General features: G+C 43.5%; 8 protein-coding genes. 5 read left to right on the forward strand and 3 right to left on the reverse strand.

Annotated features, from left to right (window positions below):
* Positions 1-23: 23 nt before the first annotated feature.
* Both ACLFKQ_RS16230 and ACLFKQ_RS16235 read right to left on the reverse strand, forming a co-directional pair.
* A complete protein-coding gene (locus ACLFKQ_RS16230; RefSeq protein ID WP_449000814.1) occupies positions 24-2,084 on the reverse strand; it encodes an SBBP repeat-containing protein in 2,061 nt (686 codons plus the stop codon).
* A 77-nt stretch (positions 2,085-2,161) separates the two neighbouring features.
* The gene (locus tag ACLFKQ_RS16235; RefSeq protein ID WP_449000815.1) at positions 2,162-4,087 is read right to left on the reverse strand and encodes an SBBP repeat-containing protein; all 1,926 of its coding nucleotides are present in this window, start codon (positions 4,085-4,087) and stop codon (positions 2,162-2,164) included.
* Positions 4,088-4,894: 807 nt separating this feature from the next.
* Here ACLFKQ_RS16235 and ACLFKQ_RS16240 point away from each other — a divergent pair.
* Positions 4,895-6,601 carry a peroxidase family protein gene (locus ACLFKQ_RS16240; RefSeq protein ID WP_449000816.1) on the forward strand — a complete coding sequence of 569 codons (1,707 nt, stop codon included), beginning with the start codon at positions 4,895-4,897 and terminating at the stop codon, positions 6,599-6,601.
* 86 nt (positions 6,602-6,687) lie between these two features.
* On the opposite strand, the gene ACLFKQ_RS16245 is transcribed toward ACLFKQ_RS16240, so the two are convergent.
* Positions 6,688-6,825, reverse strand: a complete 138-nt coding sequence (locus ACLFKQ_RS16245; RefSeq protein ID WP_449000817.1) for a CHRD domain-containing protein — start codon at positions 6,823-6,825, stop codon at positions 6,688-6,690.
* 111 nt (positions 6,826-6,936) lie between these two features.
* Between ACLFKQ_RS16245 and ACLFKQ_RS16250 the strand changes: the two genes are divergently transcribed.
* The 4 genes from ACLFKQ_RS16250 (at position 6,937) to ACLFKQ_RS16265 (ending at position 12,576) form a co-directional block, all read left to right on the forward strand.
* On the forward strand, positions 6,937-7,152 hold the full coding sequence (locus tag ACLFKQ_RS16250; protein ID WP_449001064.1) for a helix-turn-helix domain-containing protein: 216 nt from the start codon (positions 6,937-6,939) through the stop codon (positions 7,150-7,152).
* Between the two features lie 272 nt (positions 7,153-7,424).
* Positions 7,425-7,718 carry an acyl carrier protein gene (locus ACLFKQ_RS16255; protein ID WP_449000818.1) on the forward strand — a complete coding sequence of 98 codons (294 nt, stop codon included), beginning with the start codon at positions 7,425-7,427 and terminating at the stop codon, positions 7,716-7,718.
* A gap of 63 nt (positions 7,719-7,781) precedes the next feature.
* On the forward strand, positions 7,782-9,173 hold the full coding sequence (locus ACLFKQ_RS16260; RefSeq protein ID WP_449000819.1) for a hypothetical protein: 1,392 nt from the start codon (positions 7,782-7,784) through the stop codon (positions 9,171-9,173).
* Positions 9,174-9,309: 136 nt separating this feature from the next.
* A complete protein-coding gene (locus ACLFKQ_RS16265) occupies positions 9,310-12,576 on the forward strand; it encodes a type I polyketide synthase (protein WP_449000820.1) in 3,267 nt (1,088 codons plus the stop codon).

Here is a 12,576-nt window from a genome sequence, read left to right on the forward strand (position 1 = left end):
AACGAGTTTTCAGCTCGAGCCTTTCATAAAACATCAATTTCAGCTAAACTCTCGAGACTATCTACCGAGGAAGTCAACTCTGTGGTTGAAAAAGGAAAAGTATCGTCAATTGGCAACTGATTCGCTGCTGCTTCTAAGAATTTTTCCTGGGACTCAATCAGATTGACATTACGGTCGATATTGCCAGTAAAATCTTGTAAGCTTCCCGAGTCGCTATCAAATTTAGCTATCCAGCCATCGACAGCTCCAGCATTGATATTGCCTAAAGAACCTTCTGTAAATCCGGTCACGTAAAGACTTCCAGCATTGTCTGTAGTAACACTACCGCCGACATCATAATCGGGAGTGCCAAACTGTTCCAACCACAGTTGGTTACCGGCACTGTCATATTTAGCCACCCAGGCATCATAAGAACCAGCATTTTCTCCACCTAAGTTACCGTCAGTCGCCCCTGTCACGAAAATATCGTTATTTGAATCTACGTCTATGCCACCAAAAACGAAACCACTGCCATCATCACCACTAGTACCGAACTGTCGAATCCATAGTTGGTTGCCGTTGGTGTCATACTTGACCACCCAAGTATCATAAGAACCAGCATTTTCTCCCTCTAAGTCGCCTAAAGTCCAGCCCGTAGCATAGACATTGCCTTCAAGATCGGTGTCAATATCCCAGAGAAATTCGTAATCGGGACTACCGAATTGTTCGAGCCACTGCAACTCACCATTGTTGTCGAGCTTGACTAGCCAGCTGTCATAAAGTTCGGCATCCTCTCCTTCAAAGTCGCTGGTAGTAGGCCCTCCAGCAAAGACATTGCCATCTTCGTCAATGGCAATGTTATAAAAATCGTCCAGTTCGGGAGTGCCAAATTTTTCAAGCCAGAGCTGGTTACCATCGCTGTCGAACTTGGTCATAAAGGAATCAGTGGTTCGTAAAATTGTTGATTGATTTGCTTCTGTAGAACCTAAATTTTGACCTACATTGAAGTTGGTTCCTCCCAAGTCACCTACACTTTGTCCGCTGACGTAGACATTACCTTGTTTGTCAGTGATAACACCAAATGTTTGTTCTAAGGCGGAACTTCCCAACTGTTCGCTCCATAGTACGTTACCGTCACTGTCAAACTTGGCTAAATAGGCATCTCTTCCTCCTTGATTGGTATTGGCTAAATCGCCCGAGGTATCACCTACAACGTAGATATTGCTACCATCGTTAGCTAAAGCCCAGGCACTTTCAACTCCAGAAGTACCAAACTGTTGGCTCCATTGCAGATCCCCATTGCGGTCAAATTTGGCTAGCCAGGCATCTCTAGATCCTGAAAGAGTTCCTGCTAAAGCTCCGGTAGTGCCACCTCCTACATAAACATTGCCAGTGTCATCTACTGTTGAATCAAAGATGAAGTCAAATCCGGCAGTTCCAACTTGCTTGACCTTATCTAGAATTGGTCCTGACGGTGGGGTATTGCCCTCGAACTGCAAAGAGCGATCGTTCAAATGCAACCGAGGGACTCCAGGCAACAAGGCGATGAGGTCAGAGCTAGTTTCCTGCTGCCAAAATATCGCCGTTCCCAGGGGAGAACTTACCAGTCGATAGTCTTCTGGAGTGCCATGTAGCTGAATGAGATCTTGACTTGGGCTAAAGTCAATAATTACAGCAAATTGGTTTAGACCGAAAATATGGGGCTGATTCTCGGTATAGTAAGGTTGCCGCCAGTCCCCCAGAATAAACCTGTCTTGCCACTTACGGAGAGTGCGACTGGCATCTTGACCGACTAAACCTAACGAATCGATAAAGTTTTCGTCAACAAAATCACCTAAAAAAATATCGATTTGCCATTGATTGGGACGAACCGCACCAGGATCGTAAGCCACAAGGCTATCGTTTCCATGACGACCCCAAATCACTTGACTTCCTCGCTCAGCGAGCAGCGAATTGTAATCGCTTGAAGGTGTAATGATTTGAATGGTATCTTGAACTGTGTTAGCCAGATTATCTTGAAAAAATATTGGTGCTATAGTACTGTAAAATATCGGTATAGCATTTGAGATAAATGGCTCTAAATAATTATCGTTAAATGAATTCATTATTGTCTCAAAGGTTACGAGATTGCTTATGAGGCTTTAACTCGCGGGATAAGCAACCTAATTCGTTTCAACCTACTTCAAGATCCAAAAGCATCACCAGAAAAATCTTGTAGGCTGCCCGACTGAGTATCTAGCTTTGCTACCCAGGGATCGAAAGTTCCGGCATTAAGATCTCCTAAAGAGCCATCTGTCACCCCCGTAATGTAGAGACTACCGCGATCGTCAACACTGATACTGCCCCCATAGTCATAATCAGGAGTGCCAAACTGTTCCAGCCATACCTGGTTGCCCTCCGAATCGTATTTAGCCACCCAGGAGTCATAAGAGCCGGCATTCTCTCCTCCCAAGTTCCCATCAGTAAATCCAGTCAGGAAAATATCGTCGTTGGAGTCAACTTCGATCCCACCAAAAGAAGAGCTATCATCGCCACTAGAGCCAAATTGTTCGAGCCACAATTGGTTGCCCTCGCTATCGTATTTAGCCAGCCAAGGATCGTAAGAGCCAGCATTCTCTCCCCCTAAGTCTCCTAAAGTCCAGCCCATAGCATAGATATTGCCATTACTATCAGTATCGAGATCCCAGAGAAATTCATAATCGAGGCTACCAAACTGCTGACTCCACAGTTGGTTGCCCTCGCCATCAAACTTAGTTATCCAAGCATCATAAAACCCTTGATTTTCTCCAGCCAAATCCTCAAACGTCCATCCTCCGAGAATGATATTGTCATCTCGATCGATAGCCAGACCATAGGTATCATCATTGGAAAAGGTGCCAAATTGTCTAGTCCATAGTTGGTTACCCTCGCTATCGAACTTAGTCAGCCAGGGATCTGTCGATGGCTGAATGTCTGCTTCATTCTTGTTCTGTCCTCCTACATTACCTATGGTGTAGCCAGACTGGTAGATATTGCCTTGACTGTCGGTTTCAACAGCAAAACTTTGATCGAAAGTCTCACTGCCAAATTGTTTCGTCCACTGCTGTTTGCCATTGCGATCGAACTTTGTCAAGTAGACATCTTCTCCTCCTAAATTCTCTCTTCCTAAGTCCTCGGAGGTGTTACCCGCCACATAAATATTGCTATCATCGTCGCTAGCCAAAGCCCAGGCATTTTCTTGTCCTTCAGTACCAAACTGTTGAGTCCACAGTTGGTTGCCCTCGCCATCAAACTTCGTTACCCAAGCATCCCTAATACCTCTGGCGGCTCCTCCTAAATCTCCACTAGTACCTCCACCGATTAACAGATTACCTTGGGAATCGGTAGTCGAATTAAAGACGAAGTCAATTCCATTGGTACCGATTTGTCGAGCTGATTCAATAACAGGTCCTACTGGTGGAGTGTCTCCTACAAATTTAAAGTAGTCTTCCTCTAAACTCAGATCGGTAACCCAGGGCAAAAAAGCGACGAGATCGGAGCCGTTTTCTTGTTGCCAATATATCCATGTAGAGTTATATCTTTCTTCAAGCCGATAATCTTCGGGAGTGCCATGCAGCTGAATGACATCTTTACTGGGACTAAAATCAGCAACTGAGGCAAATTGTTTGAGACTAAGTTCTGGATCCCCGACATAGTAAGGCTGTTGCCAATCACCTAGAATATATGTATCTTGCCAATCACGTTCTCCGGCAATTAAGGTGTCGTTAAACTGCCTGCTGACTGACTCAACTATATTCGTATCTGTAATCCCAAGTATCTCGGCAACGCCCAAAATTATATCGGGTAAATTGGAAGTACCGAGAGCTGCTGCAACTAAATCCTCGCTATCACCCAAGAAAATATCTATTTGCCTCTCTTCAGCATTATCAGCAGCAGGATCGAAACCCAAGAGGTAGTCATTGCCGTCGCGACCCCAAATAATTTCAAATTCTCTATCGGCAAAATAGTTCGGTTCGCTGTTGGGTGTCAAGAATTTTAAAAAAGTTAAAACAGGGTCTGCTAATTGCTGTCTGAGCCTTACTACATTCGGGTCTATAGAGGTAAAATTATTATTCTCAGCAGTGTTCATGCTATTGTTTGTATTTTTACTGAAACTTATTCATCGCACCAAGCGAGATTAGATGCGATCGCGCCTGATGCCTCGAAGACCCCAAGAACATTTTTAATTCTCCTTATTGTTGGTTGGTATGATGTTATGCCTGCTTTGGTTAAAAATTAAATTCGGGTTTTTGTGTCTTCCGCCAAAAAAAATTAGTGGTCAATAATTTTTAACCTTAAAAATTGCTATCTGCTCGATCTCTATTGAAATATAATTGTGTAATTTTGTCTGTGGAAAAAATCTACAAAATTGAATATTTTTTTTGATGTTCACTGATAAATATCTCCAACAAATAAACTTTATATCGATTTGTTTGCTAGTTAAATTATTAACAACAATTCTATTAATACTATTAAAAACACATATAAACTATTGTGTAAAAGCGGTAAAAAATAAAAAATATTAGGTTACAAAATCAAAAAAGCTGCTATATTTTTAAGTTGCTATTTAGTTATAAAATGCCACTAGAGTGCATAAAACAGCAAAAATCAACCCAATATCTATAAAAGAAGACCCCAGTGCATATTTTGTCTCCAAATTCAATAATGCAAACCAGCTTATCTGCTTGAGTAACATCAAAAATATTGGCAGGGATAGACCCTAATGCAATGTCTATAAAATGAAGTCGTTTGGCAATTTTTAAATGGCTCGATTGCAATCGCCACAAGAAATTGTAAACGAAATTGATAGCCTTGCAAGATTGTCGTTTGAGCAAAAACTCGCTCACTCAATTGTGTCGAGACTAGCCTTGAGTTCAATGCTAATTATTTTTCAATTATGAAATTTCGCCAAAAAGATAAATATCGTTCGATTGACGGCAGCAAAAACAATAACCCAATTTACTCGAATCTAGGTCGAGCAGGGGAAAATCTAATTCGCCAAGCACCACCTGCCTATGCAGATGGAATTTCAACACCGGCACATCCAGACTTACCCAATCCTCGTTTAATTAGTAATACATTATCCAACCAAACAGAATCCATACCAGATCGGAGAAACCTCAGTGACTATATCTGGGCGTGGGGACAATTTATCGACCACGATCTCGTCTCTACCGAGCGTCAGCAAGATCTAGATCTCCAGTCTATTTATTCCAATTCAGGATTTGCTTCAGGACTTGCTCTGCTCCTAGGACGAGAGCGAGAAGCTGAAACCATTGATATTCCAATACCTCAAGGAGACCCAGTTTACCAACCAGGAACGGTTATTCCCGTCACGCGCTCGATTTTCGATCCCAGTACGGGTACTTCTCCCGATAATCCTCGTCAGCAAATCAATCACGTTACTGCCTGGCTCGATGGTAGTATGATCTACGGAAGCGATCGACAACGTGCTGATTGGTTACGAACCTTTGAAGAAGGCAAACTCAAAGTCAGTTCGCACGAAACAGGAGATTTACTGCCAATATCACGAGGCGATCGCAATGCGCCCGATATGGATAGCATAGGTGACGATGCTGCAGTATTCGTGGCAGGAGACTTTCGTGCCAACGAAAATGTGGCCTTTACTTCTTTAAATACCGTGTTCGTTCGCGAGCATAACCGTTTAGCCGAGCTAATCGATGCTACTCATACCGACTTGCCGAGTGACTCTGCCGAGCGCGATGAGGAAATTTATCAACGAGCTCGCAAGCTCGTGGGCGCCCAAATTCAATCAATTACCTACAATGAGTTTCTACCAGCGCTAGGAGTTACCCTCGATTCTTATACTGGTTATGACTCTAGAGTAGATGGGTCCATAACTAATGAGTTTGCCACTGTAGGCTTTCGCATGGGTCACAGCCAAAACGGCGAAACTATTACTCGTCTAAAAGAAGATGGTAGCTCGAGTGACGCTGAAGCCTTCGACTTAGCTCGAGCATCTTTTAATCCCAATCTGATTAAAGCAGATGGCATAGAACCGATTCTGCGTGGCTTAGCCACAGAAGTACAACAAGCGACCGATCTCAAAGTAGTGGATAGCCTGCGCAATCTACTATTTGGTAGTAACCCCGATGATGGACCCGTTGTCAACGGGACCGATCTTGCCGCTTTAGACATTCAACGCGGTCGCGACCATGGCATATCGACCTATAACGATACCAGAGAAGCCTATGGATTGGAAAGAGCGACTAGCTTTGCAGAAATCACCAGTAGCTCGGAAGTAGCAGCATCTTTAAAAAACCTTTACGGCAGCGTCGATCGCATCGATCCTCTAATCGGAATGCTTGCTGAAGATCGTTTAGCTAATGCCAGTATCGGCGAATTAAACGAAGCAATTTTAGAAGATCAGTTCGAACGTTTGCGGGATGGCGATCGATTTTGGTATCAAAATGATTCGGATTTTGCTTCTTGGGAAGCACCAGAGTCAGGTAGTAGGGGAAAGGCTATAGACTGGCTAAGAGAGCTTAGTCTTTCAGACATTATCGAGCTCAACACTGATATTGAGTCCATGCCAGACAATCTCTTTTTTGCCGCCCAGTCACCAGATTTTTCGGCTATGTAAAACTGACCGGCTAAGGACAAAATTAACAGAAAACAGTTAAACCAATGGTGAATTGTCAAATTTAGTTTCATAAAGCTCGCTTTAATCTAGTGTAGGACAAAAGTAAGACTGTAGTTTAAAGCATTTCCTTCTTCATCGAGACCCAGCGTACCAGTTCCTGTAGCTAACGAATTAGTATCTTCAGGAACTGCTTGTCTGCTCGTCAATATAGTGCCAAAATCCATATTAGTTATGCTTCATTTTTTATTTTACTGTCTAAGGTAATTGAAGCATAGTTATTTGGTTTTGTCGGTCGAAAAAATCTACCATCTGCGAAAAAAATAGTAAAAAGATTGTTGGTATCGATCTTATCTAAGTATGCTGATACGAATCAGTCAGGAGGAGACTGGAGCGATCGAGATATCAGTCAGGCTCTTAAAATCAGCGTCGCGACCATTGAAAGAGTGAGACAACGCTTGGTAGAAGAAGGAAAATTGCTCGTCGAAAAAAAAATTAGCAACCACATCCTGCATAAACCGATAAAGCTTACCCCAATAATATATTTAGATTAGGAGTTGCTCAGCAAAATCCAACTATTATAAATATAAATAAATTTGGCTGCGATTAATTACTATGGTCACTCCTTGCTAAATAAGATAAGTCCCGGGCATCAATTCAACAATCATGAATAATCTTCTTCAACTTCGAAGCAACTTCAATAAATCCAAATTAGATCCTCGTTGCCAGTAACCCAAAACTAGCAATTAGGCGACAATTACCAGCTACAAGTACAAAAATATATGAAGTTTAGAGCATGGAAAGACAAAATTCTCAATTGACTGATATGTCTTCAGTTCTAGCGAGTAACCAATCCAACTCTCAAGAAAAAGCTCAACACCCGCAGTCGGCAGCAGAAATTCAAGTCTGGATCGTCTCTTATTTAGCCGAACAATTGGAAATAGCTCCCGATGAAATCGATCTGGCGATTCCTTTCGATCGCTACGGTCTCGATTCTTCGGTTGCAGTTGGGATGACAGGTGACCTAGAGGATTGGTTAGAAAGAGAACTCGACCCCACCCTACTGTACGATTATCCTACTATTGAAGGTTTAGCCCAACATCTAGCAGAAGAAATCTAAGCCTAAAAGCAAGTAATTGCAAGTTCAAAACAAGCTCGATATCGACACTCTACGGAGAATATCATGGTCAATACCATTAAACCACTGGAGCAACAACAGTCTTGGACTGTAACAGAAGCAGCCAAAAAGAAATATATCAAACTAATTAACAATACTTTCAGCAGCAATAACGACTCAGACTATACCGAAAAAATACAAGAACTCGATAAAAACTTTAATTATAGTACTAATAGCAATTATTATTGGAGCGACCCAGAACAGTCAATGCTTTACGGCACTCCACTCTATGAAGCCGCTTCCTCCAGTCAAAAGATGGCGCTCAATCATCTCCATTGGTTTGGAATGTACAATGTGGTTGCTGCCAGCGAAACTGAAACGATTACTTACAATCAGATTACTGCGAGTGTTTTTGCTGCCTGTGGGTACGAAACTCTATCCCAAATGCTGACTTTAGAAACTTCTCAAGAACGCTCGCACATTCATGCCTTTCACAATATCGGACACAAAACGATGAAAGCTTTATTAGGCAAAGATGCCTTTAAAGCTTCTTTTAAAAATAAATTATATCGACGATCTAATAAAGGAGGATCGGGACAATCGTCTCAATCGCGTCTACCTCAGAAACAGAGCAATAAACTCGAAGATTGGCAGTATTATGGCTTACGTTTTATCGCCAAATCGATGCTTGCCAAACACAAAAAATTCTCTTCGCAGTATCTAAGTGAGTTGGAAAAAACTTATGAATTCATTCCCGTATCGACGACGGGATTGATCGGACGAGGACTTTCCCCCCGAGTGTTACAAAGATTTTTTGCCTTTAACTGGGGGGGGTCACCTTTTCTAGCAAGCCAATACTATGGATTGCGCATTATGGCGAACATGGTACTAAAAAATACCGAGCACAGTACGTCTAAATATTTTAAGAAGTTAGCCAAACAAGGTGATTTTATCCCAGCACCAACAGCTGTTTCCCACTACCATTTCTTAGATGAAGCCTTTCACACTACCACTTCGATGTTGATTGCCAGGGACTTATATAAAGACTTTCCCAAGCCAACAGCATACGAAAAATTCGCGATCAATCTAGCACTATACATGATGCAGCGGGGAATTTTAAGCGGACTTTCGGCTGTGGTACCAGATCGCTATTATGCAGATGACTGCTCGATGATGTACTTTGTCTACAAAATCTTACAGTCTCCTCTGTTTGAAATGTCTCCTTCAGAAGCACTTCACTGGGTCGAGCAATGTTTTTGTCACGAACACGAGGGTTTCCAAATGACAGCTAAGTATCACCAACGTCTCAGAGCGGATTTTTGCCGATTTTACCAAAGCTTCGAGCATCTCTGGCCAGTCAATCGGGAGATGCGGTTAATGGCTTCAGAAGGAACGATTGACAAAGCGATTCAAAGCAACCAGAAAACTTTCAAGGAGTTTGCCCGAGCTGTTGCCTAAAGTAGACTACTAGCAGTGGCGACGATCCTTCAGTGGTCGAACATAATTTGTTGCCTAATCGGTCTGATTGACAGAGACAGAGTTAAAAGCTGGCACACAAGCAAATACTTACAGTTTGATTGAGAGATTTTAAACATTGGAACCCATAGCTATTATCGGAACTGGTTGTCGTTTTCCTGGTGCTCAAGATATTGAATCTTTCTGGAGGCTCTTGCGTCAAGGTGTAGATGCAATTACTGAAGTCCCGCCAGAGCGATGGGATATAGAAAGCTTCTACGATCCAGAGCCAGCTAAACCAGGTAAAATCAACAGTCGCTGGGGTGGCTTTTTAGAGCGAGTAGACTGGTTCGACCCCAAGTTTTTTGGTATTTCACCCCGCGAAGCCGAATATATCGACCCCCAACAAAGATTGATGTTAGAAGTTTCTTGGGAAGCTCTCGAAAATGCTGGGTTAGTACCCCAACAGCTTGCTGGAAGTAAAACGGGAGTATTTGTCGGCATTAGCGGTAGTGACTACGATCGCCTAGGGTGTCGCGATTTCGAGCGCTTGTGTGCTTACAGCGGCACTGGAACTTCTCCCTGTATTACTGCTAATCGCATTTCTTATTGTTTGAATCTGCGAGGACCTAGTATCGGGATCGATACTGCCTGTTCATCGTCTTTGGTGGCAGTCCATTTAGCCTGTCAGAGTTTGCGTAGTGACGAATCTGACTTGTGCTTGGTAGGAGGAGTAAACTTAATGTTGTGGCCTGGTCCCTCGATTACCTTCGCTAAAGCTCAAATGCTCTCGCCTGACGGTCGCTGTAAAACTTTTGATGCTGCTGCCAACGGATACGTGCGAGGAGAAGGCTGCGGCATAGTCATACTCAAACGTTTGCACGATGCTTTAGCTGATGGCGACAATGTTCGAGCAATTATTCGAGGTTCAGCAATCAACCAAGATGGTACCAGCAATGGATTGACTGCTCCTAACGGTCCTTCCCAACAATCTGTCATTCGTCAAGCTCTAAAAAATGCTGGCATCGCTCCATCTCAGATCGGTTATGTAGAAGCTCATGGTACTGGCACTCCTTTAGGAGATCCGATTGAGGTCAAATCTCTCCAAGCCGTATTGAAGGAGGGACGCGATCCCAACCAGATTTGTTGGATTGGCTCGGTCAAAACCAATATCGGTCATTTAGAAGCGGCTGCAGGAATAGCGGGTTTAATCAAAGCAGTCCTACAGCTGCAACACAAAGAGATTGTTGCGCACCTACATTTGAAACAGCTCAATCGCTATATTCGTTTCCAGAAAACGCCCTTTTCAATTCCGACTCAGTGCCAAGCTTGGAAGAGTCAAGACACTCGCTTGGCAGGTGTTAGCTCATTTGGTTTCGGTGGTACTAATTGCCATGTCATCCTCGAAGAAGCACCAATACCGGCACCAGTAGCTAACGATCGCGATCTTCCTTGCCATCTTCTGACTCTTTCGGCAAAAAACGAGGGCGCTTTGCGACAATTAGCAGAACGTTATGAAACATTCTTAAAAACCTATCCCGATACCCCCCTAGCTAATTTGTGCTTTACCACCAACACTGGGCGAAAACAGTTCGATTGCCGTTTGGCGATCGCGGCTGAAACTAGCTTACAGCTATGCCAACAGCTAGAGGCTTTCAATAACGGCAACCAGACAGACCGAATCCATAGGGGAAAATTAACTAGCCCTAAGCGCCCTAAAATAGCATTTTTATTTACGGGTCAGGGTTCGCAGTACTTAGGTATGGGGAGACAACTCTACGAAACACAACCTACCTTTCGAGCCACTCTCGAGCGCTGCAATGAAATCTTGCGTCCCTATCTAGATGTTCCCCTGCTAGAGATTCTCTATCCGGCTCTCGATTCTGCCCCTGAAAAATCGCCACATGAAAATCCCAGATTAGACCAAACCGCCTACACTCAACCCGCCTTATTTGCTCTCGAATATGCTCTCTATCAACTGTGGTTCTCTTGGGGGGTACGACCTACTGCTGTCATGGGTCATAGTCTTGGCGAATATGTCGCAGCTTGTATCGCTGGAGTTTTTAGCCTTGAAGATGGACTGAAACTGGTTGCCGAACGGGGGCGTTTGATGCAAACCCTACCTCAAACTGGTAATATGGTAGCGGTTTTAGCCAATGAAAAGCTGGTGCAAACGGCGCTCGAGCCTGATGTCGAGGGAGTAACAATTGCCGCTATTAACGGTCCGAAGAATGTGGTGATTTCTGGTCGGCGTGAAGGTGTTGAGAAAGCAGTCGCCATTCTAGCAGCTAAAGGGATTGACAGTAGGATCTTGAAAGTTTCCCATGCTTTTCACTCTCCTTTGATGGAGCCGATGCTAGCAGATTTTAAGCGGGTTGCTACACAGATCGCTTATTCTAGCCCACAGATAGATTTAATTTCCAATCTCACGGGACAACCAGCTACATCCGAAATTGCTACTCCTGAATACTGGTGCCGTCACATTTTACAGCCAGTAAGATTTGCTCGAAGTATGGATTGTCTCACCGACCGAGGTTATGAAATATTTATTGAAATAGGAGCCAAGCCAATACTTTTGGGCATGGGTAGTCGCTGTCTGACGGATACAGCACTGCAGCAGGTAGCGTTTCTACCTAGTTTGCATCCCAGGTCTGACGATTGGCAACAACTTTTAGCAAGTTTAGCTGAATTATACATAGGTGGCATATCAATTGACTGGTCTGGCTTTCACCGAGACTATTCCCGTCGTCTAATCCAGTTGCCTACTTATCCTTTCCAGCGTCAACGCTATTGGATAGACCGGTCTGACGATAATATTTCAATCCAAAATCAAAATGTTCATTCAGAAGAAATAGAAGCTTGGTTACAACAAACAGTCAAATTACTGCCTCAGTTACTGGAATTATTACACCAGCACCAACACTATAAAGCCAGCAAGGAATTGCCCTCGGATTTGTCTCTGGAGGTCGAGCCAACGTCCCCGCCCCAAGAACCTTGGCTGTTACAAAGCTTAAAAGCCACACCTCAGAATGAACGTTTGGCTTTCTTGATCGCCCAAATTCAGCGTGAAGTTGCTACTGTCTTGCGTTTCAGTTCCTCCGAACTTCCCAATCCCACTCTGGGATTTTTTGACATGGGAATGGATTCTCTGTTGGCGGTCGAGTTAAAAAATCGACTGGAAAACAGCTTGGGAACTAGTATTTCTTCAACTGTAGCCTTCAATCATCCCAACATTGAAAGTTTAGCTCGGTATGTACTCTATGAGGTATTCGATTTCGAGGGTACTGAGAAGAGCGAGCTAGTTCGGGACGACACCAACGAGCTGGATTTGACTGCCGAGCAGGTAGAAAATTTATCGGAGGCAGAAGTTGAAGCCTTATTGGTTCAAAAATTAGCCAATCTTTGA

The organism is Myxosarcina sp. GI1(2024) (assembly GCF_053543375.1).

Excerpts from the sequence above, each read along its gene's own strand:
- ACLFKQ_RS16245 (WP_449000817.1), bottom strand. The coding sequence starts at position 6,825 with ATGGATTTTGGCACTATATTGACGAGCAGACAAGCAGTTCCTGAAGAT.
- ACLFKQ_RS16255 (WP_449000818.1), top strand. The coding sequence starts at position 7,425 with ATGTCTTCAGTTCTAGCGAGTAACCAATCCAACTCTCAAGAAAAAGCT.
- ACLFKQ_RS16260 (WP_449000819.1), top strand. The coding sequence starts at position 7,782 with ATGGTCAATACCATTAAACCACTGGAGCAACAACAGTCTTGGACTGTA.
- ACLFKQ_RS16235 (WP_449000815.1), bottom strand. The coding sequence starts at position 4,087 with ATGAACACTGCTGAGAATAATAATTTTACCTCTATAGACCCGAATGTA.
- ACLFKQ_RS16240 (WP_449000816.1), top strand. The coding sequence starts at position 4,895 with ATGAAATTTCGCCAAAAAGATAAATATCGTTCGATTGACGGCAGCAAA.
- ACLFKQ_RS16230 (WP_449000814.1), bottom strand. The coding sequence starts at position 2,084 with ATGAATTCATTTAACGATAATTATTTAGAGCCATTTATCTCAAATGCT.